The organism is Streptomyces sp. NPDC007863, from assembly GCF_040633895.1.
Lineage (GTDB): Bacteria > Actinomycetota > Actinomycetes > Streptomycetales > Streptomycetaceae > Streptomyces.
Genome location: NZ_JBEYEI010000011.1, coordinates 18735 through 44726, shown reverse-complemented (window position 1 = coordinate 44726; position 25992 = coordinate 18735). Strand labels below are relative to the sequence as shown.

At 74.4% G+C, this 25992-nt stretch carries 25 protein-coding genes and 1 pseudogene; 15 read left to right on the top strand and 11 right to left on the bottom strand.

Annotated elements, in window-relative coordinates; all coding sequences use genetic code 11:
- The 8 genes from ABZ621_RS18550 to ABZ621_RS18515 are packed head-to-tail and all read left to right on the top strand — an operon-like array spanning position 1 to position 9734.
- A complete protein-coding gene (locus ABZ621_RS18550) occupies positions 1-1137 on the top strand; it encodes a glycosyltransferase (protein ID WP_360605721.1) in 1137 nt (378 codons plus the stop codon).
- Positions 1134-2588 carry an exopolysaccharide biosynthesis polyprenyl glycosylphosphotransferase gene (locus tag ABZ621_RS18545; RefSeq protein WP_360605719.1) on the top strand — a complete coding sequence of 485 codons (1455 nt, stop codon included), beginning with the start codon at positions 1134-1136 and terminating at the stop codon, positions 2586-2588. The genes ABZ621_RS18550 and ABZ621_RS18545 overlap by 4 nt, the downstream gene beginning before the upstream one ends.
- A 2-nt stretch (positions 2589-2590) precedes the next feature.
- Positions 2591-3931 (top strand): O-antigen ligase family protein, encoded by a 1341-nt coding sequence (locus ABZ621_RS18540; protein ID WP_360605716.1) that lies wholly within the window; start codon positions 2591-2593, stop codon positions 3929-3931.
- Positions 3924-5999 (top strand): lipid II flippase MurJ, encoded by a 2076-nt coding sequence (locus tag ABZ621_RS18535; protein ID WP_360605714.1) that lies wholly within the window; start codon positions 3924-3926, stop codon positions 5997-5999. The genes ABZ621_RS18540 and ABZ621_RS18535 overlap by 8 nt, the downstream gene beginning before the upstream one ends.
- On the top strand, positions 5896-6699 hold the full coding sequence (locus ABZ621_RS18530; RefSeq protein WP_360605712.1) for a polysaccharide deacetylase family protein: 804 nt from the start codon (positions 5896-5898) through the stop codon (positions 6697-6699). Before ABZ621_RS18535 ends, ABZ621_RS18530 begins: the two co-directional genes overlap by 104 nt.
- A 23-nt stretch (positions 6700-6722) precedes the next feature.
- Complete coding sequence (locus tag ABZ621_RS18525; RefSeq protein ID WP_360606106.1) at positions 6723-7859, top strand: glycosyltransferase; 1137 nt, start codon at positions 6723-6725, stop codon at positions 7857-7859.
- Between the two features lie 52 nt (positions 7860-7911).
- Complete coding sequence (locus ABZ621_RS18520; RefSeq protein WP_360605711.1) at positions 7912-8589, top strand: lipopolysaccharide biosynthesis protein; 678 nt, start codon at positions 7912-7914, stop codon at positions 8587-8589.
- Positions 8586-9734 (top strand): GNAT family N-acetyltransferase, encoded by a 1149-nt coding sequence (locus ABZ621_RS18515; protein WP_360605709.1) that lies wholly within the window; start codon positions 8586-8588, stop codon positions 9732-9734. Before ABZ621_RS18520 ends, ABZ621_RS18515 begins: the two co-directional genes overlap by 4 nt.
- 759 nt (positions 9735-10493) lie before the next feature.
- On the opposite strand, the pseudogene ABZ621_RS18510 reads toward ABZ621_RS18515, so the two are convergent.
- Positions 10494-11336: pseudogene (locus ABZ621_RS18510) on the bottom strand (glycosyl hydrolase); the annotation flags it as partial.
- Positions 11337-11651: 315 nt separating this feature from the next.
- On the opposite strand from ABZ621_RS18510, the gene ABZ621_RS18505 reads away from it, so the two are divergent.
- Together ABZ621_RS18505 and ABZ621_RS18500 are read left to right on the top strand one after the other, a co-directional pair.
- Entirely contained in the window at positions 11652-12959 is a 1308-nt protein-coding gene (locus ABZ621_RS18505) for an ATP-grasp domain-containing protein (protein WP_360605707.1), read from the top strand.
- Positions 12960-12973: 14 nt separating this feature from the next.
- A complete protein-coding gene (locus ABZ621_RS18500; RefSeq protein WP_360605705.1) occupies positions 12974-14248 on the top strand; it encodes an FAD-dependent oxidoreductase in 1275 nt (424 codons plus the stop codon).
- 76 nt (positions 14249-14324) lie between these two features.
- Here the strand turns inward: ABZ621_RS18500 and ABZ621_RS18495 are convergent, their stop codons facing one another.
- Positions 14325-14558 carry a chaplin gene (locus tag ABZ621_RS18495; protein ID WP_360605703.1) on the bottom strand — a complete coding sequence of 78 codons (234 nt, stop codon included), beginning with the start codon at positions 14556-14558 and terminating at the stop codon, positions 14325-14327.
- A 183-nt stretch (positions 14559-14741) separates the two neighbouring features.
- Positions 14742-15155 carry a rodlin gene (locus ABZ621_RS18490; RefSeq protein WP_360605701.1) on the bottom strand — a complete coding sequence of 138 codons (414 nt, stop codon included), beginning with the start codon at positions 15153-15155 and terminating at the stop codon, positions 14742-14744.
- 218 nt (positions 15156-15373) lie between these two features.
- Here ABZ621_RS18490 and ABZ621_RS18485 point away from each other — a divergent pair, with 218 nt between their 5' ends.
- Positions 15374-15784, top strand: a complete 411-nt coding sequence (locus tag ABZ621_RS18485; protein WP_360605699.1) for a rodlin — start codon at positions 15374-15376, stop codon at positions 15782-15784.
- Positions 15785-15842: 58 nt separating this feature from the next.
- Here the strand turns inward: ABZ621_RS18485 and ABZ621_RS18480 are convergent, their stop codons facing one another.
- Complete coding sequence (locus ABZ621_RS18480) at positions 15843-16001, bottom strand: hypothetical protein (protein ID WP_360605697.1); 159 nt, start codon at positions 15999-16001, stop codon at positions 15843-15845.
- A gap of 187 nt (positions 16002-16188) precedes the next feature.
- Between ABZ621_RS18480 and ABZ621_RS18475 the strand changes: the two genes are divergently transcribed.
- Both ABZ621_RS18475 and ABZ621_RS18470 read left to right on the top strand, forming a co-directional pair.
- Complete coding sequence (locus ABZ621_RS18475; RefSeq protein ID WP_360605695.1) at positions 16189-17223, top strand: LCP family protein; 1035 nt, start codon at positions 16189-16191, stop codon at positions 17221-17223.
- A 96-nt stretch (positions 17224-17319) separates the two neighbouring features.
- On the top strand, positions 17320-17718 hold the full coding sequence (locus ABZ621_RS18470) for a rodlin (protein WP_360605693.1): 399 nt from the start codon (positions 17320-17322) through the stop codon (positions 17716-17718).
- Between the two features lie 76 nt (positions 17719-17794).
- On the opposite strand, the gene ABZ621_RS18465 is transcribed toward ABZ621_RS18470, so the two are convergent.
- From ABZ621_RS18465 to mca, 5 genes are all read right to left on the bottom strand, one after another.
- Positions 17795-19819, bottom strand: coding sequence for a thioredoxin domain-containing protein (locus ABZ621_RS18465; RefSeq protein WP_360605691.1), 2025 nt, complete (start codon positions 19817-19819; stop codon positions 17795-17797).
- Between the two features lie 120 nt (positions 19820-19939).
- Entirely contained in the window at positions 19940-20599 is a 660-nt protein-coding gene (locus tag ABZ621_RS18460; RefSeq protein WP_360605689.1) for a 4'-phosphopantetheinyl transferase superfamily protein, read from the bottom strand.
- Positions 20596-21474, bottom strand: coding sequence for a metallophosphoesterase (locus tag ABZ621_RS18455; RefSeq protein WP_360605687.1), 879 nt, complete (start codon positions 21472-21474; stop codon positions 20596-20598). Before ABZ621_RS18455 ends, ABZ621_RS18460 begins: the two co-directional genes overlap by 4 nt.
- A 241-nt stretch (positions 21475-21715) precedes the next feature.
- Positions 21716-21958: a hypothetical protein gene (locus ABZ621_RS18450; RefSeq protein ID WP_360605685.1), complete on the bottom strand. Its 243-nt coding sequence runs from the start codon at positions 21956-21958 to the stop codon at positions 21716-21718.
- Entirely contained in the window at positions 21951-22832 is an 882-nt protein-coding gene (mca, locus tag ABZ621_RS18445; RefSeq protein ID WP_360605683.1) for a mycothiol conjugate amidase Mca, read from the bottom strand. The genes ABZ621_RS18450 and mca overlap by 8 nt, the downstream gene beginning before the upstream one ends.
- A gap of 98 nt (positions 22833-22930) precedes the next feature.
- Here mca and ABZ621_RS18440 point away from each other — a divergent pair, with 98 nt between their 5' ends.
- Positions 22931-23332 carry a DUF4307 domain-containing protein gene (locus ABZ621_RS18440; RefSeq protein ID WP_360605681.1) on the top strand — a complete coding sequence of 134 codons (402 nt, stop codon included), beginning with the start codon at positions 22931-22933 and terminating at the stop codon, positions 23330-23332.
- A 189-nt stretch (positions 23333-23521) separates the two neighbouring features.
- Positions 23522-24019 (top strand): transcription elongation factor GreA, encoded by a 498-nt coding sequence (greA, locus tag ABZ621_RS18435; protein ID WP_360605679.1) that lies wholly within the window; start codon positions 23522-23524, stop codon positions 24017-24019.
- A gap of 82 nt (positions 24020-24101) precedes the next feature.
- Here the strand turns inward: greA and msrA are convergent, their stop codons facing one another.
- Both msrA and ABZ621_RS18425 read right to left on the bottom strand, forming a co-directional pair.
- On the bottom strand, positions 24102-24761 hold the full coding sequence (msrA, locus tag ABZ621_RS18430; protein ID WP_360605677.1) for a peptide-methionine (S)-S-oxide reductase MsrA: 660 nt from the start codon (positions 24759-24761) through the stop codon (positions 24102-24104).
- A gap of 91 nt (positions 24762-24852) precedes the next feature.
- A complete protein-coding gene (locus ABZ621_RS18425) occupies positions 24853-25959 on the bottom strand; it encodes a hypothetical protein (RefSeq protein ID WP_360605675.1) in 1107 nt (368 codons plus the stop codon).
- Positions 25960-25992 lie beyond the last annotated feature (33 nt).

Genomic DNA, 25992 nt, shown 5'->3' with positions numbered 1-25992 from the left:
GTGCGGGCCCCGATCGAGACGGACCCCGGGTCCGTCACCGTCCTGCACGCGGTCCAGCCCGGCGACGGCGGGGTGGCCAGGGTCGTCGTCGACCTGGTGCGCGCCCAGCGCGCGGCCGGGCTGCGGCCCGTCACCGCCTGCCCGCCCGGCACCGCGCTCGCCGCGGAGCTGCGCGCCGAAGGCGCCGAGGTCCACGACTGGGCGGCCGGGCGCGACCCCGGTCCCGCGCTGCTGCGGGAGACCCGCGGGCTGGCCCGGGTGGTCCGGGCCGTGCGGCCCGGGCTCGTCCACGCGCACTCCGCGAAGGCGGGGCTCTGCGCACGGCTGGCGGTGCGCGGGCGGATCCCGACCGTGTACCAGCCGCACGCCTGGTCCTTCGAGGCCGTGACCGGCACCACCGCCGAACTGGCGCGCCGCTGGGAGCGGTTCGGCGCCCGCTGGGCCGACCGGATCCTGTGCGTGAGCGAGGCGGAGCGGCGTACCGGCGAGGAGGCCGGGGTGGCGGCGGCCTGGTCGGTCGTGCACAACGGCGTGGACGTGGCGCGGTTCGCGACCGGCGGTCCGGCCGGGAACCCGGCGCCGACCGTGGTGTGCGTGGGCCGGCTGTGCCGGCAGAAGGGCCAGGACGTGCTGCTCGCCGCCTGGCCGGCGGTCCTCGCCGAGGTGCCGGCCGCGCGGCTCGTGCTCGTCGGCGACGGTCCGGACGGGGAGCGGCTGCGGGCCGCCGCCGGTCCCTCGGTGCGGTTCACCGGCGCGGTCGGCGACACCGCGCCCTGGTACCGGGCGGCGGACGTCGTCGTGCTGCCGTCCCGCTGGGAGGGCATGGCGCTGGCGCCCCTGGAGGCGATGGCGGCCGGCCGGCCGGTCGTCGTCGCCGACGTCGACGGGGCCCGCGAGAGCCTGCCGCCCGGCCACGAAGCCCTGTGCCTGGTCCCGTCGGAGGACCCGGCCGCCCTCGCCGCCGCTCTCGGCCGCCTCCTCGGCCGGCCGGAGCTGCGGCACCGCCTGGGCCGCGAGGCCCACGAGCACGTCCTCAGCAGTTTCGATGTGCGGCGCACCGGCGCGGCCGTCGCGGAGATCTACCGCGAGCTGGCCGGAGTGCGGGGCACGGAGCACAGAGAGCCGATTGCGCAGTGACCACGGAAAGTACCAGCGTTCCTTCCTCGCCCGGCCCGTGGCCGGTCGCGGGTCCGGCCTTCGGGCCGGCCTCGTTCGTCCCCCGTCGGCGGCTCTCCGGCCGGCTCGCGCCGGCGCGCCGCCGGGCGGCCGTGCGGCCGGGCCCCGGGGCTCCGGCGCTGCGGGTCGTCGACTGTCTGGCGGTGCTGGCCGGGGCCGCGCTGCTCGCCCCGGCGCACCAGGACCCGCGGCTGCTGCTGCCGGCCACGGCGCTGCTGCTCCTGCTCGACGGGCGCGGCGGGCTCCACCGGCCGCCGATGCACGCCCGGCTGCTCGACGAGCTGCCGGCGCTCGCCTCGCGGGCCGGGGTGGTGTGGTGCGTGGTGGCGGCGGTCGCGGCGGCCTGGTCGCCGCTGCTCGCGATCGGGCCGCTGCGGCTGTGCGGGGCGTACGCCGCGCACGTCGGGGTGGCGGCCGTGCTGCGGGCGGTGCTGCTCGCGCGCGGGCGGCGGATCGCCCGCGAGCGGCCGCGGTCGGCGCTCGTGGTGGGTCCGCCCGCGGCGGCCCGCCGGTTCGCGGCGGCGGCCGCGCAGCACCCGGAGTACGGGATGCGGCCGGTCGGGATCGTGGGGCTGCCGGACGCGACGGTCGGTGAGCAGCGGCCGCTGGAGCCGGGGCTTCCGCTGCTGACGACGGCGGAGGAGATCCGCCGGGCGGTCATCCAGAACTCGGTCCGCGAGGCGGTGTTCCTCTCCCACGAGCCGGAGCTGGTGACCCTCTTCCAGCACTACGGCTGTACGACCTGGCGGGTCGGCGGGGAGCGGTACGAGGGCCCGATGGGCGAGCACGTGTGGGGGTACGCGCGGCGCCGTCTGGTGCCGGCGACCGAGCGGCGCGGGGCGGCGGCCAAGCGCGCCCTGGACATCGCGCTCGCCGGTCCGGCGCTGGCGCTGGCGCTGCCGGTCCTCGCGGTGTGCGCGCTCGCGGTGCGGCTCTCGGACGGGCCGGGGGTGCTGTTCCGGCAGGAGCGGGTGGGCCAGCACGGGCGGCACTTCACGCTGCTGAAGTTCCGGACCCTGCGCCCGTCGGACGAGACGGAGTCGGCGACCCGGTGGAACGTGGCCGGGGACCGGCGGATGAGCGCGGCCGGCGGGTTCCTGCGGAAGTCCTCGCTCGACGAGCTGCCGCAGCTGTGGAACGTGCTGCGCGGCGACATGAGCCTGGTCGGGCCGCGGCCCGAACGGCCGTACTTCGTCGCCCAGTTCAGCAAGATCCACGCGGGGTACGCGGCCCGCCACCGGATGCCGGTCGGGCTGACCGGTCTGGCGCAGGTGCACGGGCTGCGCGGCGACACGTCGATCGAGGACCGCTGCCGCTTCGACAACCACTACATCGACCACTGGTCGCTCTGGCAGGACGTCTGCATCCTCGTCCGCACGGCGGCCGGGCTCGTGCGACCGACGGGGAGCTGAGGATGGCCACGGCCGTGACGACGGTGCCGGCCCTCGCGGGGACGCCGGACCTGAGGGACTGGGCCCACAGGGCCGGGGCGCTCTCCCCGGTCCTGGCGGTGATCGCGCTGCTCCTGGTGCCGGGCGGCGGCGGGGCGCAGGGCGGGACGGGCGGCACCGGCACGGTCGCCGACGCGGCCTCGGGCCTCCTCGTCCTGATCTGTCTCGTACGGCTCCTGCGCGGCGGCGCGCGGCCGCTGACCCGGACGGCCGCGGTCGTCCTGGGGCTGCCGGTGTTCGGCATCTGCCTGGCGGCGATCACCTCGAACGACCCGGCGTCGAGCCTGCCGGGCGTCGCCCGCTACGTGCAGGTCTTCGTGCTCGTCCCGGCGGCGGTGCTGCTGATGATCCGGGACCGGCGGGACTTCGCGGTGGTGGCGTGGGGGCTTGTGGCGCTGGCGCTGATCCAGGGCGCGGTGGGCGTCGGGCAGTTCCTGACGGGGACGGGCGCCTCGTACCAGGGCGAGGACATCCGGGCGGTCGGCACCTTCGGGGCGACCGACGTGATGGGCATGGCGACGGTGGTCGCGTACGGCCTGGTGATCGTCACCGGGATCGCGCTCGGCTCGCCGGCCGGGCGGGCGCGGACCGCGGCGCTGGTCTGCGTCGGGCTGCTCGTGGTGCCGCTGCTGCTCTCCTTCAGCCGGGGCGCGTGGATCGCGACCGTGCTGGCCTGCGGGATCCAGCTGCTCCTCGGCGGGGTGCGGCGGGCGGCGCGGGTGACGCTGGCGGTGGGCGCGCTCGCGGTGGTCCTCGTCGGCGGCTTCGGGCTGGGTTCGGAGATGGTGAAGGAGCGGGTCACCAGCATCACGCGGGTGACGGCGGCGCCGGACCAGTCGGTGACGGACCGGTACACGATGTGGGCGGCGGCCGGACGGATGTGGCGCTCCGAGCCGCTGACCGGCGTCGGTCTGAAGGGCTTCCCCCACTACCGGGACTCGAACGCCTCGGTGGCGCTCTCGGCGGGCAGCGACACGGCCGGCGCGGGCGCCGGCTACCGGAAGCAGCCGCTGCTCTCCCCGCACAACATGTATCTGCTGGTCCTCAGCGAGCAGGGGCTCATCGGGCTGCTCGCGCTCGCCGGGAGCTGGCTGGCGCTGCTCGTGGGCGCGCTGCGGCGGCGCCGGACGGGCGCGGAGTGCGCGCTCGTGGCGGGCGGGCTGCTGGCCTGGCAGCTGATCGACTTCTTCTACGCGGACATCGGCGGCCCGTCGACGGTGCTGATGTCGGTGGTCTTCGGGCTCGCCGCCTGGTGGGCCCTCGCACCCCGGCCCGAGGGCCCGCCGGAGGTGCGCGGTGCGTGACCCGTGGGCCGGTCCGCCGGATCCCACGGACGCGTACGTCGCGCCCCCGGGGCCCGGCGGCCCCGCCGTCCCGCCGTGTCCGCCGCGCGGCGAACCCCTGACCGACCCCTGGTCCCCCATGCCCCCGGGCGCCACGGACTCCCCGTGCGCCCCGGGGGCCGCCGTGCTGCCGGGGGGCGGTGCCGCGTCGCCGCCGCCGGCCGGGCTCAGCGGGGCGCGGCGGGTCCCGGTGCACCGCCCGGTGGGGCACACCCCCGCCTCGGACGTGTGGGCGCCCGCGCCGGTCGCCACGGCCACCGCCCCGCCGCCGCCCGCTCCCGCCCCCGCGCCCGCCCCCGCGCCCGTCGCGCCGAAGGGGCGGCGGGCGCACGCGCGGGTCAAGGTGCGGGCGGCGGCGGGCGGGCGGGGCGGCGGCTTCCTCGCGAAGGCGGCGGCCGTGACGGCGGCGCTGACGGCCCTCGGGGCGGTGCTCGGGCTCGTACGGGACCAGATCCTCGCCGGGTACTTCGGCGCGGGCGCGGAGACGGACGCCTTCCTGGTGGCGTGGACGGTGCCGGAGTTCGCTTCGACGCTGCTCATCGAGGACGCGATGGCGCTGATCCTGGTGCCGGCCTTCTCCCGTGCCCTCGCCCGTCGCTCGGGCTCGCTCTTCGGGGATCCCGTACGGGAGCTGGTGCGGGGGACGCTGCCGCGGCTGACGCTCTCCGTCGCCGCCGTCGCCGCGGTCCTGATCGCGGCCGCGCCCGCGGTCGTCCGGCTGCTCGCGCCGGGGCTCTCCGACCCGGGGCTCGCGGTGGACTGCACCCGGCTCACTGGGACGTGCGTGCTCACCTTCGCGCTGGTCGGCTACTGCTCGGCGGCGCTGCGGGCGCACCACGTCTTCCTGCCGCCGGCCGCGATCTACGTGGCGTACAACGTCGGCATCATCGGCACGATGGTGCTCCTGCGCGAGCCGTGGGGGGTGCGGTCGGCCGCCGCCGGGGTCGCGGTCGGCGGGGTGTTCATGGTGCTGGTGCAGGCGCCGTCGCTCGTGCGGGAGCTGCGGGCGCGGCCGGTGCCGTCGCGGGAGCCGGAGGCGCTCGCGCCGGGCTTCGCCGGGGACGGACGGCTCGTGGTGCTCGGGCTGATCGCGCCGGTGGTCGCCTTCTCGCTGATCCGGCAGTCGCAGACGCTGATCGAGCGGTTCCTCGCCGCGCCGCTGCCGTCGGGCGCGATCTCGCACCTGAACTACGCGCAGAAGATCGCGCAGATGCCGATGATCCTGTCGCTGATGCTGTGCACGGTCAGCTTCCCGGTGGTCGCGCGGGCGCTGGCCGCGGGCGATCCGGAGGGGGCGCGGCGGCGGGTCGAGCGGGATCTGCTGCTGGCGGCGGTGGTGGTCCTGGTGGGCGCCTCGGTGGTCATCGCCGCCGCCCCGAAGATCGTGGAACTGCTCTTCCAGCGCGGCGAGTTCGACCGCTCGGACACGGTCGCCACCGCCGCCGTCATGCGGGTCTACGCGCTCGGGCTGCTCGGCCAGACCATGGTCGGCGCCCTCGTCCGCTGCTACTTCTCCGCCGCCCGCCCCCTCTGGTACCCGGCCGCCGCGATGGCCGCGGGGCTCGCCGCCACCGCCGCCGCCGGAGTGCCCGGCGCCGCCGCCTGGGGCGCCGTCGGCATCGCCGCCGCCAACGCCCTCGGCATCACGCTCACCGCCGTCCTGCTGCTGCGCGGCGCGCACCGGCAGACCGTCCCGGTCCGGCCCGACCGGCTCGGCGAGGGCCTGCTGCGGCTCGCCACGGCGGGCGCCTGGGCGACCGGAGCGGGCTGGCTCGCCTCGATGGCGATCGACCCGCCGCTGGTCTCCGTCGCCGTCGCGGTCCTCGTCGTCGCCGCCGTCTTCCTCGTCTTCATCGCCTGCGCCGCCAAGGCGCCGGAGATCCCTCCCCTCCCCCACACCGCCACCCGACGCCGAAGGACCGACCATGCCCGCCCCCACCGCGCTGCGCCGTCTGCTGCCGAAGCCGCCCCTGTGGGCGAAGCCGCCCCTGTGGGTGGCGATGTACCACTCGATCACGGACACCGCTGACGATCCGTACCGGGTGACGGTCTCCCCCGTACGCTTCGCCCGCCAGCTCCACTGGCTCGGCGACCGCGGCCTGCGCGGGGTCTCGGTGCGGGAGCTGCTCGCCGCCACCTCCGCGGGACGCGCCAGGGGCCTCGTCGGCCTCACCTTCGACGACGGCTACGCCGACTTCCTCGACTCGGCGCTGCCGCTGCTGCGCCGGCACGGCTTCACGGCCACGGTCTACGTCCTGCCGGGCCGGCTCGGCGGCGTCAACGACTGGGACACCGAGGGCCCGCGCAAGTCGCTGCTCACCGAGGAGGGCATCGAGCGGATCGCCGGCGCCGGCATGGAGATCGGCTCGCACGGACTGACGCACCGCCGCCTCACGGAGGCCGACGACGCCACCCTCGCCGACGAGACCAAGCGTTCCCGGGCCCTCCTGGAGGAGATCACCGGCGGCCCGGTGGACGGCTTCTGCTACCCCTACGGGGCGGTCGACCCGCGCGTGGTCCGCGCCGTGCGCAAGGCCGGGTACGGCCACGCCTGCGCCATCGACCCCGGCCCGCTGACCAGCGCCCACGCCCTGCCCCGGGTCCACATCGGGGAGGCCGACACCTCGTGGCGGCTCACCGCGAAGCGGGCCCTGCACCCGCTGCGCCGCCGCCACCCCGCCGAACTGGTCCCCGCCCACGCCGGCCCGGCCGCGGCGGTGCTGGGATGAGCGGCCCCGGGAAGAGCGGCCGCCTGAAGGTGCTGCACGTCATCACCGGCCTCGGCATCGGCGGCGCGGAGCAGCAGCTCCGCCTCCTGCTGCGCCACCTCCCCGTGCAGGGCCGGGTGGTGACGCTCACCAACCCCGGCCCGGTGGCGCTCGGCATCGAGGCCGACGGCACCCCGGTCACCCACCTCGGCATGACCGGGAACCGGGACCTCGGCGCGCTGCCCCGGCTCGCCCGGCTGATCCGCGAGGGCGGCTACGACCTCGTCCACACCCACCTGTACCGGGCCTGCGTCTACGGCCGGCTGGCCGCCCGGCTCGGCGGCGTGCGCCGGGTCATCGCCACCGAGCACTCGCTCGGGGAGTCGCAGATCGAGGGCCGCCCGCTGTCGACGGGCACCCGCGCGCTCTATCTGGCCTCGGAGCGGCTGGGCACCTCGACGGTCGCGGTCTCGGCGAGCGTGGCCCGCCGGCTCGCCGCCTGGGGGGTGGCGCCTGACCGGATCCAGGTGGTGCCGAACGGCATCGAGACCGGCCGCTTCGCCTTCGTCCCCCGCGCCCGCCGGCTCACCCGGGGCGTCCTCGGCATCCCCGAGGACGCCTTCGTGGTCGGCGGGGTCGGACGGCTCGCCCCCGGCAAGCGGTTCGACCGGCTGATCCGGGCCGTGGCCTCGGTGCCGGAGGCCCGGCTCCTCCTCGTCGGCGACGGGGAGCGCCGCGAGGAGCTGCGCGCGGTGGCCCGCGAGTGCGGCGCCGCCGGCCGGGTGCTGTTCTTCGGCGCCTGCGAGGACCCGCCGCTGGACGGGCCCGCCGGACCGATGCTCCCCGAGCTCCTCGCCGCCATGGACGTCTTCGTCTCCACCTCGCCCGACGAGACCTTCGGGCTCGCCGTCGTCGAGGCGCTCGCCGCCGGACTGCCCGTGCTGTACGTGGCGTGCCCGGCGATCGAGGACCTGCCGGCCGAGGCGGCGCCCGGCGCCCGGCGGATCGGCGAGTCGGTGCCCGAGCTGATCGGCGCCCTGCACGAGCTGCGGGCCGCGCACGGCCCCCGGCCCGTACGCCTGCCCGCCCCGGCCGCCGCCCGCCGCTACGACATCGCGCACAGCGCCGACCGGCTGATGAGCCTCTACGACCAGGCCGTCCACGGCCGCCCCGCACCCTGAGCACCCCGAACGCCTTCCGAAGCCCCTGCCCGTCCCAGCGAGAGAGCCCGTCATGACCACCACCCCACCCCGCGCCGTACGACTGCCCGCCCCCCTGCGCTCCCCCGGCCGCTGGGCGGTGCTGCCCGCCGCCGTGGTCGCCGGCGCCGTGCTCGGCGGCGGCTACGGGGTCCTGAAGACCCCCGAGTACGCCGCCACCAGCTACGTCATCGTCGTGCCCGGCGAGAAGTCCGACCCGGCGGCGGCGCTCGGCTTCGCCCAGGCGTACGGCCGGGTCGCCACCGACATCGCGGTGACCGGCGACGCCCAGGTGTGGGCCGGGGTCACCGCCGCCACCCTCCGCGAGAGCGTCCGGGCGGAGACCTCGCCCGACGCGCCGATGATCTCGATCACCGCCCGGGCGTCGAAGCCGTCGAAGGCGGTGTCGATCGCCGACGGGGTGGCCCGCTCGCTCGTCCTCAACTCCTCGCACGTCGCCGGCAGCACCGGCGTCAAGGTCGTCCAGTTCTCCCGCGCGACCAAGCCGGCCGCCCCCGTGTCGCCGTCCGCGCCGCTCTCCGCCCTCGTCGGCGCCTGCGCCGGCGGGCTGCTCGGCGGGCTCGCGCTGCTCGTCCGCCCGAAGAAGCGGGCCGCGGGCCGCGCCGAGGGCCGCCACTCCCGCCCGGCGGCGGCCACGGGCGCGGCGGTGCCCGCGCCCGCGGCCCACCAGCCCGAACCGGAGGCGGTGTGACCTTGGGAAGAACCCTGCGGACCGAGCTCTGCCGTGACACGGAGGCCTTCGGACGCCTCGCGGCCGAGTGGACGGCGCTGTACGGGCGCTGCTCCTCGGCGACCCCCTTCCAGTCCCACTCCTGGCTGCACTCCTGGTGGGTGTCGTACGGCCGTCCCGGCGCGCTGCGGGTGGTGCTCGTACGGGACGGGTCCGGCGCGCTCGTCGCGGCGGCGCCCCTGATGCGGGCGCGCGGGCCGCTGCCCGTGCTCACCCAGCTCGGCGGAGCCATCACCGACTTCACCGACGTCCTCCTCGACGACGAGCGCCCCGAGGCGGCCGCCGCGCTCGCCGACGCCGTCGCCCGGACCGCCCGGGGTGCGGTCGTCGACCTGCGGGAGGTGCGGCCCGGCGCCGCCGCCGAACGGGTCTTCGCCCACTGGCGCGGGCCGCGCCGACGGCTCCCCGACTCGCTCTGCCTGGAGCTGCCGGCCGTCCCCATGGAGGGCCTGCTCGAACGGATCCCGTCCGGGAAGGCCCAGCGGGTCCGCGCCAAGCTGCGCAAGCTCGACGCGCTCGGCATCGACGCGCACGTGGTGACGGGGCCCGACGTGCCGGCCGCCCTCGACCGCCTCCTGACCCTCCATCAGCTCCAGTGGCGGGGCCGAGGGGTGACCGCCGAGCACACCAGCGAGCGGTTCGCCCAGCACCTCGCCCGGGCGGTCCGGCCCATGGTGGAGCGCGGCGACGCGATGGTCACCGAGTTCCGGCTCGGCGGGGACGTCGTCGCCGCCGACCTCACCCTGATGTCCCCGCGCCTCGCCGGCGGCTACCTGTACGGCGCCGACCCGGTGCTGCGGGAGCGGAAGGTCGACGTCGCCGCGATGCTGCTGCGGCACGGGGCCCGCGAGACCAGTGCGGGCGGCCGGGCCACGCTGAGCATGCTGCGGGGCAGCGAACCGTACAAGCAGCACTGGCGGCCCGAACCGGTCCGCAACCGGCGGCTGCTGCTCACCGGCCGCGGTACGGCCCCGCTCCTCTGGCTCCACGCGGGCGCGGCGGACGCGCGGCGCTGGGCGGCCCGGCAGGCGCGGGAGCGGGCCTGGGCCGGCCGGCTCCTCGCCCGCCTCCCCGGCCGCGCGCCCGCGTCCGTGCCGGGCGGCTGACCGTCAGAACGGCCAGACGCCGTTGAGGGCCCCCTTCCAGTCGAGGTCCAGGTCCAGGCCGAGCCCGAGGTCACCCTTCGGCTCGTCCTTCCACCCGGTCTCCTTCGGCACGCACACCGGCCCACCGATCCAGCTCTCCACCCAGTCCCCGAGCTCGACCTTCCAACAGTCGGGCTTGGGCTCGGGCGTCGGTTCCGGCTTGGGCTCGGGCTTCGGCTCGGGCTTCGGCTCGGGCTTCGGCTCGGGCTTCGGTTCCGGCTTGGGTTCCGGCTTGGGTTCCGGCTTCGGCTCGGGCTTGGGTTCCGGCTTGGGCTCGGGCTTCGGTTCGGGCTTCGGTTCCGGCTTGGGCTCGGGCTTCGGCTCGGGCTTCGGTTCCGGCTTGGGTTCCGGCTTGGGCTCGGGCTTCGGCTCGGGCTTCGGTTCCGGCTTGGGTTCCGGCTTCGGCTCGGGCTTCGGTTCCGGCTTGGGTTCCGGCTTCGGCTCGGGCTTCGGCTCGGGCTTCGGCTCGGGCTTCGGTTCCGGCTTCGGCTCAGGCTTCGGTTCCGGCTTCGGCTCAGGAACCGTCGGATCCACCGGATCCACGGGGTCCACCGGATCGACCGGGTCAACCGGATCCACGGGGTCCACCGGGTCAACCGGATCCACGGGGTCCACCGGGTCAACCGGATCCACGGGGTCCACGGGGTCCACGGGGTCCACGGGGTCCACCGGATCCACCGGGTCAACCGGATCCACCGGCACCGAAGGCTCCACCCCGTACAGCATCTCCCGGAAGACCCGGGACGACTGCGGATTGTCGTCGCACTGCCAGACGCCGTGCGGGCAATAGTCCGTGATGGTGTGGTAGAGCGGCTTGTGCTGCTGGATCCATTCCAGCATGCGCCGCATGTACGTCGGGTTGTCGCCGTTCCGGAAGAGCCCCCATTCGGGGTAGGAGATCTGCTTTCCGTGCTCGGCCGCGAAATCGACCTGCTTCTGGAGTCCGTAGGGCTCGTTCACGTGCCGGTCGAAATCCGCGCCGGGCGGCTGGTCGTACGAGTCCATGCCGATGACGTCGACGACGTCGTCGCCCGGATAGCACTCGGTCCACGGCACCGCGTCCCGGCCCCGGCTCGGGTTGAAGTCGAAGCGGAACCGCTGGCCGGGCACGGACCGCATGGTCGTGACGATCCGGTTCCAGTACTTCTTCCAGGCCGTCGGGTCGGGTCCGCACCGGTGGGTGTAGGTGGTGCCGTTCATCTCCCAGCCGAGGACGAGGACCGGGTCCAGGGCCCCCGCCTCGACGAGCCGCTGCGCGAGGGTGCGGAAGTGGTGGTCGTAGTAGCCGGCCGCGCCGAGCTGGAGCTGGCGGCGTACCTCCTGGTCGGAGACGCCCGCCTCGTTCCGTTCCAGCATGGGGACGTTGAGGACGAAGATCCGGTCCCGTTTGGTGTTGCGCCAGTCGGCCCACGCGTCGAGGAAGCCGGGCGGGCCCTCGATGTTGGACCAGAGGTCGCCGGGCAGGTAGGTGTGGCCGACCCGGAGCTCGCGGCCGCCGAGCCAGCGCTCCAGCTCGGCGATCCGGCTGACGCCACGCGAACCGGAATCGAGGAAGGCGCCCATGGCCGTGGCGGCCGGGAGAGTCGGACCGGGGTCCTCCGTCGTTAGGGATGCGGCGGCGTGAGCGGGTGCCGACAGCACGACCGAGCCCGAGACGAGGAGACCTGCGGTGATCACCCCCAGCCATGTCCGTCTTTTTCTCGGTGTTCCTCCGACAGGTTCCATGGCCGCTCCTTCAGGCACAAGCCCTTTGACGCTCAGTCAATCCGATGTTCCGAAAGTATTCCTAATGAGCCGACCGTGAACTCGGCTTTCCTCCGCTCCGTAGTCCATTAGAGGATTTCATCGCCCAGTTGGGGCACCCGAGATGAAGGGGCCATGGCCGTGCCGCCTTTCGACACCCGCGTACCCGCAGTCCTCGTGCGGCTCGACCGGAACCCCTTCCACCACGGAACCCTCGGGGCCGCCCGTTCCCTGGGCCGGGCCGGGATCCCCGTGCACGCGGTCGTCGAGTCCCGCGACAGCCCCGTCGCCCGCTCGCGGTACGTCCGCTCGGTCCGGGCACGGCCCGCCTCCGCCGCCTCCACCGAGCTGGCCGCGCTGCTGCTCCGGATCGCCGGCGAGATCACCGACACCCCGTCAGCTCCGGTGCTCGCCGTGCCGCTGGACGACGTCAGCGCCCTCGCGCTCGCCCGCCGCAGGACCGAACTCGCGGGCAGGATCCTGCTGCCCGACCGGACCGAGGAACAGCTGCTGCGGGTCGCGGACAAGGCCCGGCTCGCCGAGGTCTGCGCCGAGCTCGGCCTGCCCCACCCCCGTACCGAACTCCCCGCCGACGCCGACGAGGCCGCCGCCATGGCCTGGTCGCTCGGCCTGCCGGTGATCGCCAAGTGGAGCCGGCCGTGGCTGCTGCCCACCGGCTCGGGGCTGCGCAGTACGACGATCCTCCGCTCGCTCGCCGAGGTGCGGGAGCTGTACCGCCGCACCCCGCAGGCCGGCAGCCCGCTGCTGCTCCAGGAGCTGCTGCCGCCGGGCCGGGACCTCGACTGGTTCTTCCACGGGTACGCGGACTCCGCCGGCCGCTGCGCCGCCGGGGCCACCGGCCGCAAGGAACGGTCCTGGCCGGACGGCGCCGGGCTCACCGCCGTCGGCCGCTGGACGCCCAACCCGGAGGTGGACCGGCTCGCCCGCGGGCTGCTCGAAGCACTCGGTCACCGGGGCGTGTGCGACCTCGACTTCCGGCTCGACCGGGACACCGGCGCGTACCACCTGCTGGACTTCAACCCCCGCCCCGGCGCCCAGTTCCGGCTCTTCGCCGACCGCCGCGGCCTCGACGTGGTGCGGGCCCTGCACCTCGACCTCACCGGCCGCACGGTGCCGCCGCTCTCCCCCGCGTACGGCCGCCGGTTCGTCGTCGAGAACTACGCGGCGCTCTCGCTGCTCGCCTCCCCCCGCCGCCGGTACGCCCCCGAGCCCGGCACCGCCCGGCGGCCCGCCGAGCGCGCCTGGTTCGCCGCCGACGACCCGGCGCCCGCGCTCGCCATGGGCCGCGCCTGGCTGGCCCACCTGCTGCGCCGGGCCCTGGCGGTGGTCCGCCGGCGGCTCGCGGCCCGCCGGCCCCGGCATCCGGCCGCCCTCCCCGGCCCCGCGGGCCGCCCCTCCTCCACCCAGCTCACCCAGCGATGAAGACGGAAGACACGATGGCGCACGCGAATCCGGTCCACGACCTGGTGGTCGTCGGGGCCGGCCCCTACGGGCTCTCGGTGGCCGCGCACGCGGCGGCCCACGGCCTCGGCCCGGTCACCTTCGGCCGGCCCATGGAGTCCTGGCACGCCATGCCCTCCGGCATGTTCCTGAAGTCCGAGCCGTGGGCCTCGCACCTCTCCGACCCGGCGGGGGCGTACGGGCTCGACGCCTACGCGGCCGGCCGGGGCGTGCGGGCCGAGCACGGCGTCCCGCTCCCCGTCTCCTTCTTCGCCGCCTACGGCGACTGGTTCGCCCGGCAGGCGGTCCCCGCCGTCGACGAACGGCTGATCACCTCGGTGGCGCCCGCCGCCGAGGGCTTCACGGTGACCGCCGAGGACGGCGAGACGCTGCGGGCCCGCACGGTCGCCCTCGCCGTCGGCGTCCTCCCCTTCACGGAGGTCCCCGGCCCGCTCCGGGACCTCCCCCGCCGGTACGTCACCCACTCCAGCCACCACGGCGAACTCGACGCGCTCGCCGGGCGGGACGTCACCGTCGTCGGCGCCGGGCAGGCCGCCCTGGAGACCGCCGCCCTGCTCGTCGAGGCCGGCGCCGCCGCCGTACGGATCGTCGCCCGCGCCGACCGGCTGCGCTGGAACACCCTGCCCCCCGCCCTCCACCGCGCCCCCTGGGCAGCCCTGCGCGCCCCGCACACCGGGCTCGGCTGCGGCTGGACCAACAAGCTGTACGCCGACACCCCCGGCGTCTTCCGGCGGCTGCCCCCCGCCACCCGGGCGCGGCTCTTCGACTCGGCGCTCGGCCCGGCCGGGGCCTGGTGGCTGCGCGAGCGGTTCGCCGCCGTCACCGACGTCCGCCTCGGGCAGCGGATCGTCTCGGCGGCCGTCACCGGCGACGAGCGTCTCCGGCTCGACGTCGAGGGCCCCGACGGGGCCTCGGTCCTGGAGACCGACCACGTCGTCGCCGCCACCGGTTTCGTCCCCTCCCTGGACCGGGCCGGGGTCCTGGACCCGGCGCTCCGCTCCGCGCTGCGCACGGTCGGCCCGGTCCGCGCCCCCGAGACGGGCGCCCTCTTCGAGTCGTCCTGGCCGGGGCTCTTCCTCGCCGGACTCGTCACCGCGCCCTCGTACGGCCCGGCCATGCGGTTCGTCTTCGGCTCCGGCTACACGGCGGGCCGGCTGGTTCGGGGGGTGCGGCGACGGCTGCGCGCGGGGTCCCGGGGCGGCGGCGTCGGGCGGCCGCGCAGCGGCGAACGGGCGGCGGTGCGGGCGTAGAAAGGGGCCGGCCCCGGGAGGCGGGTGCGCCTCCCGGGGCCGGCCGGTGCCGAGGACTCGGCCACGGCGTTCCGGATCAGGCGTTGATGCAGACGTTGCCGACGGCCGGGTTCAGCGCGCCGATGACGTTGACGCTGTTGCCGCAGACGTTGATCGGGATGTGGATCGGGGCCTGGACGACGTTGCCCGAGAGGACACCCGGCGAACCGATGGCCGCACCGTGCGCGTCCGCGTCGGCGAAGGCGGGGGTGGCCGCGCCCATGGCCATGATGACTCCGGCGATGACGGCGGCAGCCTTCTTGCAGTTCATTTCGTCTGGCTCCTATTCCGCGACGGAAGATCGGCTTCCCTCGCTCACACGGACAACGACAACCTCCCTCGAAGGAAACCGGAATGCGCGTTCCCCGGCCCGGCATTCACTCCGTTGGCGCGCACGACACAGGGCCGGCGGAAGGAATTCCGCCGGCCCCGTGTCGTGCGCTCGTTCCCGGAATCAGCTGTTGCCGATGCCGTTCCCGGACAGGACCGGGATGTCCTCGACGAGGTGCGACAGCGGCTCGTCGCCCTTGGCCTGCGTCGAGTTCTCCGCGCACTGCTGGTTCTGCGGGGAGGACAGGACGTTGACGTCCTGGACGGCGACCGGCACGAGGATGCCGACGACGGAGCCGACGTTGCCCTTGACCGGGGCACCCAGGCAGAGCTTGTTCAGCGAGCCCTGGACGGCGGAGAACTGCGGGCTCATGTTGCCGTCGGTGGTGGAGTTGCCGAACGCCTGGTGAGCGCCGTTCCCCGAGAGGGAGGTCGTGCCGCCGTCGTTGGCGATGGCCATCGCGGGGGCGGCGGCCGCGGCGGCGACGCCGACGGCCGAAGCGGTGACGGCCGCGGCCGCCATCATCTTCTTGATCACGGTGAATCCGTTCTGTTCCCACCAATCGAGCTGATTGATGCGACCGGATCAACTGCGGCCGACGAGGGAGGTTCCGGCGCTTCACCCGATCGACTGGAGACCCCGGCGAGCGCTGCCGCGTGCGCTCCGCCAACGGGGTGACAGGGCGGAACCCGGCGGTCCGGAGCGAGTTGATCAGGGGGCTCCCTGCACGGAGCCGGTTCTAGAAGGGAACTCCCGTGATCAAGAAGGTCATGGCCACCGCGGCCGCCGCCGCCGCGATCGTCGGCGCCTCCGCCGCCGCGGCCACCCCCGCCCTCGCCATCGCCGACGACGGTGGCACCACCTCCAAGAGCGGCAACTTCGCCCACCAGGAGTACGGCAACTCCACCACGTACGGGAACATGAGCCCGCAGTTCGCGCTGGTCCAGGGTTCCCTGAACAAGCCGTGCATCGGCCTGCCGGCGAAGCTCAACGCGGGTTCGATCGTGGGCGCGATCCCGATCTCGGTCCAGGACATCAACGTCCTGTCGTCCCCGCAGAACCAGCAGTGCGTCGAGAACTCGACGCAGGCGAAGGGCGACGAGCCGCTGTCGCACATCCTGGAGGGCATCCCGGTCCTGTCCGGGAACGGCGTCGGCAACAGCTGACGATCCCGCGCCGAGGGGCCGCCCCGCCGGGGCGGCCCCTTCGTGCGTACCGGCCCCGCTAGCGCGGCCAGACGGGGGTGGACATCAGCCGCTCCCACTCCCGGTCCGGCATGCCCGGCACCGCCCGCCCCGCCTGCACCCACTGGGTCACCAGGGCGGAATAGACGGGGAATTGCCGGTGGGACGGGGTCCTGTCGACGGTCGGCGGTTCGCTCACGTACCGGCTCTTCGGAATGAAGGCCATCCGTTCCCATTTCCCGGGATTACCGGGAACCGGCGGCGCCATCCTCGCTCCTTCCGCTGCTATTCCCGCATCATTACACAAGCCTCGCAACGGAGTGATTCACACGCCCGATACCGCGTCGCGTATCTCTGTGCGAGCGGGGTCGAATTAGCGTGCGGCCATGAGATTCCCCCGTCCGTGGCGGCTCCTGCTCGCACCGGCGGCGCTTCTCGCGCTCGCCCCCGGAGCCCTCGCCTCCGCCTTCGGCGGACCCACCGAACTCCCTTCCCCCACACAGGGACTCAACCTGCTCCTCGTCGGCGTCGACACGCGGGCGGGGGTCACCGCGGAGGAGAAGGAACGTTTCCGGCTCGGCGGTGAGGACTGCGACTGCACGGACGTGATCATGCTCGTCCACGTCTCCGCCGCGAACGACCGGGTGAGCGTGGTCTCGCTGCCCCGCGACTCGCTCGCCGAACTCCCCGGCCCGCACACCGACCGGCGGACCGGCGCCGTCCACGACTCCCATCTCGCGAAGATCAACGCGGCCCACGCGGAGGGCGGTTCGGCCCTCGCGGTCGAGACCGTCGAGGCGGCGACCGGGCTCACCGTGCACCGCTACCTCGAAGTCGACTTCCGTCGCTTCATGGACAGCGTCGACCGGGTCGACGGCGGGGTGCCCATCTGCACGCAGAAGCCGCTGAAGGACCCCGCGACCGGCCTCGACCTGGCGGTCGGCACCCGGTGGGTGGGCGGCGGCGAGGGGCTGCAGTACGTGCGCTCGCGCAAGGCCGACGGGGAGATGGACTTCGGCCGCATCCGCAAGCAGCAGAAGTTCCTCGTCAACATGCTGGACCGGGTCCGCTCCGGCGGGATCCTCAAGGACCCGTCGAGGCTGCGGTCCCTCGCCACGACGCTGCGTGGCGCGGACCCCGCCGAGCGGGGCGTCTCGGTGGCCGAACTGCTCACGCTCGCCACCCGGCTGAAGGCCGTCGGCCCGTCCCGTACCGAGTTCGCGACCGTGCCCGTCCGCGGCTTCAACCCCGTGATCGACGGGGTCGGGTCCACGGTGGGCTGGGACGAGGAGGGGGCCGCCGAGGTCTTCGCGCGGCTGCGCGCGGACCGGCCGCTGCCGTCCGGCGACACCATCGCGCCCAGCGAGGTCTCCGTCGCCGACTACGCGCCCGCACGGGGGTCTTCGCTCATCTGCCCGTAGGCCGTCCGGTGGACATACCGGAACCTCGGCCGCCCCGACCAGTTGATCAGCACGGCTCGGCACTCAGCCTGGGCCAGTCATCCGAAAGGCCAGAACATGAAGAAGCTCCTCGCGACCGCTGCGGTGGCTGTTTCGGTCGTCGGCGCGACGGCCGGGCAGGCGCTCGCGATCGCCGACGACGGTGGCACCACCTCGCTCTCCGGCAACGGCGCGCACCAGGAGTTCGGCAACTCCGCCACCCACGGCAACATGAGCCCGCAGTTCGCGCTCGTCCAGGGTTCCCTGAACAAGCCGTGCGTGGGTCTCCCGGCCAAGGTCAACGCCGGTTCGATCGTCGGCCTCATCCCGATCGCGGTCCAGGACATCAACGTCCTGTCCTCCCCGCAGAACCAGCAGTGCGTCGAGAACTCCACCCAGGCCAAGGGTGACGAGCCGCTGTCGCACATCCTCAGCGACATCCCCGTGCTGTCCGGCAACGGCGCCGGCAACAGCTGAGCGACGTCGCTCGGCCACGGCGCGGCCCCGCCGTCCCTCCCCGGAGGGGCGGCGGGGCCGTGCCCTTGTCAGGGGCTCAGCGCAGCAGACCGGCCAGGGCGTCCGGTGCGGTGACGGGTGCGTCGCAGGTGAAGTGACGGCAGACGTACGCGGCGGCCGAACCGGCGACCAGGGGGCGGTCGCGCAGGAGCGGGAACTCCTCGCTGTCGGGGGCTCCGGCGGCGAGGACCGCTCCGGGGGTGACCGCCCTGAGGGCCGTACGGCGCAGCTCCTGGTAGGCGGGGTCGGCGGCGTGGCCGACGACGGCGATCTCGCGGGGGCCGTCGAGCAGGGCGTCGGCGACGGCGAGGCCCCAGCCGATGAAGCGGGGGGCGCGCGGGCCGAGCGCCTTGACCACGCCGAGGGCTCCCTCGGCGGCGGTCCGGTGGGCTTCCGAGCCGGTGTGGGCCGCGTACGAGAGCAGTGCTCCGGCGGCGGCGGTCCAGCCGGAGGGCGTGGCGTTGTCGGTGGGGTCCTGGGGGCGCCGGATGAGGGCCTCGGCGTCGTGGGCCGTGTCGTACAGCGCGCCGCCCTCGCCGGTGAAGCGGTCGAGGACGTGGTCCAGGAGGAGGCCGGCGAAGTCGAGCCAGGCACCCTCGCCGGTGACGGCGGCGAGGGCGAGGAAGCCCTCGGCGACGTCGGCGTAGTCCTCCAGGACGCCCGCGTGGGCGCCGGCCCGCCCGTCCTTCGAGGTGCGGGCGAGCCGGCCGCCGTCGTCGAGGTGGAGGCGGACCAGCAGGTCGGCGGCCTCGGTGGCGCGCTCGACCAGGTCGGCGCGGTCGAAGAGGGCGCCGGTCTCGGCGAGGGCGGCGATCGCGAGGCCGTTCCAGGCGGCGACGATCTTGTCGTCGCGGCCGGGGCGCTCGCGCCGCTCGCGGGCCGCGTGGAGCCGGGTGCGGATGGAGGCGATCCGGCCGGCGTCGGCGGGACCCGCCTCCTGGGGGAGCTGGAGGACGGAGGCGCCGTGCTCGAAGGTGCCCTCTTCGGTGACGCCGTAGTGGGCGGCGGCGAGGGCGGCGTCCTCCGCGCCGAGCGCCTCCTCCAGCTGGGCGGGGGTCCAGGCGTAGTAGGCGCCCTCGACGTGCCTGCCCGTGCCGTCGTCGGAGTCCGCGTCGAGCGCGGAGGCGAAACCCCCCTCGGGGGTGCGGAGTTCGCGGACCATGAAGTCGGCGGTCTCCAGGGCGACGCGGCGGGCGAGGTCGCTGCCGGTGGCCTTCCACAGGTGGGCGTAGACGCGGCAGAGCAGGGCGTTGTCGTACAGCATCTTCTCGAAGTGGGGGACGACCCAGGCGCGGTCGACGGCGTAGCGGGCGAAGCCGCCGCCGAGCTGGTCGTAGATGCCGCCGCGGGCCATCGCCTCGCAGGTGTCGGCGGCCATCTGGAGGGCGCCCTCGGCGCCGGTGCGGGCGTGGTGGCGGAGGAGGAACTCCAGGGCCATAGACGGCGGGAACTTGGGGGCGCCGCCGAAGCCGCCGCGGGTGGCGTCGTACTCGCGGGTGAGGCCGAGGAGGGCGGCGGCGAGCTCCTCCTCGCCGGGGAGACCGTCGCCGGCGACGGCGAGGGAGCGGCCGGCGAGGTCCTTGACGATCCGGTCGGCGACCTCGGCGACCTCGCCGCGGCGCTCGGTCCAGGCGGTGTGGACGCCTTCGAGGACCTCGGGGAAGGACGGCATGCCGTGGCGGGGCTCCGGCGGGAAGTAGGTGCCGAAGTAGAAGGGGGCGGCGTCGGGGGTGAGGAAGACGGTCATGGGCCAGCCGCCCTGGCCGGTGGCGGCCTGGACGGCCTCCATGTAGACGGCGTCGATGTCGGGCCGCTCCTCGCGGTCGACCTTCACGGCGACGAAGTGCTCGTTGAGCAGCGCGGCGGTGGTCTCGTCCTCGAAGGACTCGTGCGCCATGACGTGACACCAGTGGCACGAGCTGTAACCGACGCTGAGCAGTACGGGGACGTCCCGGCGGCGGGCCTCCTCGAAGGCCTCGGGCGACCAGGGCCACCAGTCGACGGGGTTGTCGGCGTGCTGGAGGAGGTACGGGGACGTGGCCTGAGCGAGTCGGTTGGACATGCCCCCATCCTCGCGCAACGGGGAGCGCGATGACGGTCACGGGGCGCTTCCGGGCGTCGCGTTGGGTGGTGGGAGGGTGCGCGGGGCCGCGCGGCGCGGGGGCTCAGGCGCGGGTTTCGGTCATCGGGGCGCGGGGACGTGGACCGAGGTCACGACGTGGTCCGGGGTGACGGTCCAGCGGCCGGTGAAGCCGGTCAGGGTGCGGCCGTCGACGTGCGGGCCCGGCACGAGCAGCCGGGCGGTGAAGCTGCCGTCCGGGGCGAAGGCGAGGTGGGCCTCCTCGAAGCCGAGCATGCGGCCGGCCAGCGGGAACCACGCCTTGTAGACGGACTCCTTGGCGCTGAACAGCAGCCGGTCCCAGTGGACGTCGGGCCGCTCGCGCCGCAGGTCCCGCAGGTGCGCGGCCTCCTCGGGGAGCGCGATGGCGTCGCGTACGCCCTCCGGGAGCGGCGCGTGCGGTTCGGCGTCGATGCCGACGGAGCGGAGGTCGGTGCGGCGGGCGACGGCGGCGGCCCGTAGGCCGGCGCAGTGGGTGAGGCTGCCGACGATCCCGTCCGGCCAGCGGGGTTCGCCGCGCGGCCCGGCCGGTATCTCGACCGGCGGGATCCCGAGGCGCGCGAGGGCCAGCCGGGCGCAGTGCCGGCCGGCGGCGAACTCGGCCCGCCGGGTCGCGACGGAGTCCGCGACGAGCGCCGTCTCGGCGGGGAACAGCACGTCGGGCCCCGGGTCGTGGTCGAGCGTCGCCCAGGACGCCTCCGGCGGGAGGATCGCCCCGATCACCGCTCCTCCCCGCGCACCCGCAGGACGTCCCGCAGCACTCCCCGGGGCAGTCCGCGCTTGCGGTGCTCCCTGGGGTAGCCGATGGAGACCTCTTCGAAGCGGACGCCGTCGTGGAAGGTGGTGCGCGGGATGTGCAGGTGCCCGTAGACGACGGCGGCGGCGCGGTAGCGCGTGTGCCAGTCGGCGGTGAGCGTGGTGCCGCACCACTGGGCGAACTCCTGGTAGTGCAGGAGGGCGGTGTCCTCCACCACCAGCGGGAAGTGGTTGACGAGGACGGTCAGCAGGGCCGGGTCGACGGCGTCGAGCCGGGCCCGGGTCTCGGCGACCCGCGCCCGGCACCAGGCGTCGCGGGACGGGTACGGCTCGGGGTGGAGCAGGAACTCGTCCGAGCAGACCACGCCCGACTCGTACGCGGCGGCCAGCGCCTGCTCCTTGGTGAGGCCGGCGGCCCGGAAGGAGTAGTCGTAGAGGAGGAACAGCGGCGCCACGACGACCGGGCCGCCGGCGCCGGTCCACACCGGGTACGGGTCCTCGGGGGTCAGCACGCCGAGCCCCCGGCAGATCTCCACGAGGTGGCGGTAGCGCTCCTCGCCTCGCAGCTGGACGGGGTCGTCTCCCGGGGTCCACAGCTCGTGGTTGCCGGGCACCCAGATCACCTGGGCGAAGCGGTCGCGCAGCAGCTTGAGCGCGCCTTCGATGTCGGAGACGGTCTCGCCGACGTCGCCCGCGACCACCAGCCAGTCGTCGGGGGAGGTCGGGAGGACCCGCTCCTCCAGGATGGCGCGGTTCTCCCGGTAGGCGATGTGCAGGTCGGAGACGGCCAGCAGACGGCCGGCGGACCGTCCTGCGCCGGCGGCGGCGGTGTCTTCCGGCATCAGTTCTTCCACCCTCACGTGTCGGCGCGGGTCCTGCGGCGGTCCTTCGATGGTCCCGACGAAGTCTGCGTCACCGGGCACAAGATCCGCACGCACTGCGCCACACCCTGTCACGTCGCTCTCGGTGACCGGTGCCGCGGATTCGCCGCGGGCTTCTCCACGGCCCGGAAGACACGCGTGTCCGCACCGCGAGGAGACGCGGTGCGGACACGTGCGCGGGAGTGCGGGAGCGGGTGCCCCGCTACTTCGGGGCGGGGGCGGCCTTGCCGCCGCCCGGGGCGGCCTCGGCGGTCTCCGGGGCCTCCTCGAAGCTGATCTTGTGCATGTGGCGGTTCATCGACTTCATCAGCGCCCAGACGGCGAGGGCCAGGACCGCGAAGACGACGAACCCCAGGACGCCGGGGGTCACCTTGTTCTTGTCCAGCTCTTCGGCGGCGAAGGGGACCAGCTGCGTCAGTGCGAGGTGTGCGCTCATGCTAGGCATTGTCCCGGATGCCCGCGAAGAGATCTTCCTCGGGGAGGGAGGTCGGCACCAGCGACTTGCTGAGCTCGTACTCCTCCGTCGGCCAGACCTCCTTCTGGATCTCCATCGGGACGCGGAACCAGCCGCCCTCGGGGTCGATCTGGGTGGCGTGGGCGATCAGCGCCCGGTCGCGGGTCTCGAAGAAGTCGGCGCACGGGACGAACGTGGTGAGCGTCCGCTCCTTGCGCTCGAACTCGCTCCACCGCGCCAGCCAGTCGCCGTACGGGGACTCCAGGCCCCGGTCGAGGAGGGCCTTGTGCAGGGCCTCGGTGCGCGGACGGTTGAAGCCCTGGTTGTAGTAGAGCTTCTGCGGCGTGAAGACGGGGCCGTACTCGGCCTCGGGGAACTTCTCGGCGTCGGCCGCGCCGTCGAAGGCCACCATCGTGATCTTGTGGGTCATGATGTGGTCGGGGTGCGGGTACCCGCCGTTCTCGTCGTAGGTCGTGATGACCTGCGGACGGAAGGAGCGGATCTTGCGCACCAGCTCGCCGGCCGCGTGGTCCACGTCCTCCAGGGCGAAGCAGCCCTCGGGGAGCGGGGGCAGCGGGTCGCCCTCGGGCAGCCCGGAGTCGACGAAGCCGAGCCATTCCTGCTCGACGCCCAGGATCTCCCGGGCCTCCTCCATCTCCTTGCGGCGGACCTCGTGGATGTTCTCCTCGATGGAGGGGTCGCCCTGGAGCTTGGGGTTCAGGACCGAGCCCCGCTCGCCGCCCGTGCACGTCACCACCAGGACGTCCACCCCCTCGGACACGTACTTGGCCATGGTCGCCGCGCCCTTGCTCGACTCGTCGTCGGGGTGGGCGTGAACGGCCATCAGTCGCAGCTGCTCAGTCAAGACTCGATCCTCAGTGATTCGACGCGGAGCGTGGTCTCTATAGTGACGGAATCGGGGGGACGAAAATTCCGCCGCCCCCGCCCCGAGAGGACCGAACCATGAGCGCCGTGCGAGAGCAGCTGCCCGAGGGGCGCTACGGGCGCTCGGCGGACGAGCGGGCCGACCGGAAGCTGAAGATCGCCGGAGCCGTCCTCGGGACCCTCTTCCTCGCCATGATCGGCTGGTTCGGCTGGCACTACGTCGGCGCCAACCAGATCAGCGCCGAGATGATCAAGTTCGACGTGGTGAGCGACTCCGAGGTCCAGGTGCACCTGGAGGTCCGCAAGGACCAGGGCGTCGAGGGCGTGTGCACGCTCCGCTCCCGCTCCGAGGACGGTGCCGAGGTGGCCCGCAAGGACGTCGTCGTCGACGAGCCGAGCGGCCGGGTCGACCGCGTCTACTCGCTGCGCACGACCGCCCGCGCCACCAGCGCCGAGCTGCTGGGGTGTACGCCGCGGTAGCGGTGGGTAGGGACACCGGGACGGGCCCCGGCGGGCCACCGCGGTGACCTGGACCGACGCCATTCCGATGGTTTATGTCCTCCCGCTTTCCGCCACACATTGTTAGGCTCGTGGTTTCGCCCACCCGGAAGGCGCCCGCCTTCCGCGTAGGGCGATGCTTTGTATTCCCAGTACCTACGAGGAGCACCTGTGACCCAGACCAGCGACAACGTCACCTGGCTCACCCAGGAGGCGTACGACAAGCTCAAGGCAGAGCTTGAGTACCTGTCTGGTCCCGCGCGTACCGAGATCGCCACGAAGATCGCCGCCGCGCGCGAGGAGGGCGACCTTCGCGAGAACGGCGGGTACCACGCGGCCAAGGAAGAGCAGGGCAAGCAGGAGCTCCGGGTCCGCCAGCTGACCCAGCTGCTGCAGAACGCGAAGGTCGGCGAGGCCCCGGCGGACGACGGCGTCGTCGAGCCCGGCATGGTCGTCACGATCGCCTTCGACGGCGACGAGTCCGACACGATGACCTTCCTGCTCGCCTCCCGCGAGTACGCGAGCGAGAAGATCGACACCTACTCGCCGCAGTCGCCGCTCGGCATCGGCGTCAACGGCAAGAAGGCCGGCGACGACGCGGAGTACGAGCTCCCGAACGGCAAGAAGGCCAGGGTCAAGATCCTCAGCGCCAAGCCCTACACCGGCTGAGGCCCCCTCTCCACGACCGAAGGGCCGGTCCCCCCGCTGAGGGGGGACCGGCCCTTCGGCGTTCCCGGGGCCCGCGCGCCGCCTACTCGGCCTTGGCGACCCCGATCGGGCAGGAGACGCCGGTGCCGCCGATGCCGCAGTAACCGGCCGGGTTCTTGTCGAGGTACTGCTGGTGGTAGGCCTCGGCCGGGTAGAAGGCGCGGTCGGCGGCGGGGAGGACCGCGGTGGTGATCTCGCCGTAGCCGGAGGCCGTCAGGACCTTCTGGTAGGCGGCCCGGGAGGCCTCGGCCGTCTCGGCCTGGGCGGGCGAGTGGGTGTAGGCGGCGGAGCGGTACTGGGTGCCCACGTCGTTGCCCTGGCGGAAGCCCTGCGTCGGGTCGTGGGACTCCCAGAAGACCTTGAGCAGGGTCTCGTACGACACCTTCGCCGGGTCGAAGACGACCCGCACGACCTCGGTGTGCCCGGTGAGGCCCGAGCAGACCTCCTCGTACGTCGGGTTCGGCGTGTAGCCGCCCTGGTAGCCGACGAGCGTGGTCCAGACGCCGTCGGTCTGCCAGAACTTCCGCTCGGCGCCCCAGAAACAGCCGAGGCCGAAGTCGGCGACCTCCAGGCCCTCCGGGTACGGGCCGAGCAGCGGGTTGCCGAGCACCGTGTGGCGCTCGGGGACGGAGAACTCCGGCTCCGGGCGGCCGCGCAGGGCCTGCTCCGGGGCGGGCAGGACGGGGGTGCGGGACAGGAACATGCGGCATCTCTCCTCGACGCGGTTCGGCAGTGGACTCAACGCCGGCGCGGACACCGCTGTTCCCCGGCGGCGCCCGGGGGCGGGCCGCCCGTCAGTGGCGGAGGGTGGCCGGGCTGCCGCCGTTCGCCTCGTACCCGGCGACCGCGAGGTTGCGGTGCAGGGTGTACTCGGCCGCCGGGTCGCCGCTCAGCGTCCACGGGACCGCGCCCACGTGGCCGTCGACGTGGACCAGCTGGTGCATCGCCTCCGCCCAGCGCTCGCCGCGCACCAGGAAGTACACGAGCAGATGGCGCACGTGCGCCATCATCGGGTCGTCCGGGCGGGCCGAGTGGACCGCGTACAGCGCGCCCTCCATCGCCTTGCTCACCACGGCCGTGCGGTAGAAGTCCTGGACGAGCACCACGTCCGGCACGTGCTCGAAGACCGCGAAGAGCGGCAGCGCGGAGAGCAGCGAGCCCTGCGGGGCGCGGGCGGCGGCCGTCGTCGCGAAGTGGTCGGCCTCCTCGCGCGAGCCGTGCCACTTCTCGCACCAGTAGTGCAGGGCCGCGAGGTGCGCCCCCATGTGCTGCGGCGCCCGGTCGATGACCTTCGCCCACACCTGGTCGAACTGCTCGTGGGTGTAACCGAGTCCGCGGGCCACCGCCAGCTGCGTGATGTACGGGACCGGGTCGCCGGGGGCCAGCAGGGCCGCCTCGTCCGCGACCTTCCGGGCCTCCTCCAGGATGATCCGGAAGTCGTCGCTGCCGGCCGCCGAGGAGCGCCACGCCTGCTGCACCAGGAACTCCGCGTGCACCGCGGCCGCGCCCGCGTCCTTCGGCGCGTCCGAACGCCAGGCGCGCAGCCAGGCACCGCCGGCGCCCGGCTTCTCCGCGAGCTCCAGGGAGGCCGCGCCCGCGAACGCCTGGACGCGCTGCCAGCGGACCTCGCCCTCCTTCGGCGTCCCGGCGAGCAGCTGGGACGCGGCCCGCCAGTCCTGGGTGGCCTGGACGACCCGGAGGACGTCGAGGAGATCGTGGTCCGGCCCCGGGAGCCGCACGTCCAGCTCCTCCTGGCGGACGAATCCGTACGCCTCCGGGTCGGCCGCGTCGGGCGTGCCGGGCGCGACCTGCCGGATGCCGCCGCCGCGGCGGCGCAGCAGATAGGGGCCGAGGACGCCGAAGAGCAGGCCCAGGGCGATCAGGAACCAGAGAATCTCCATGCGTCCATTGTCCAGGACACCGGTGGGGAGGAA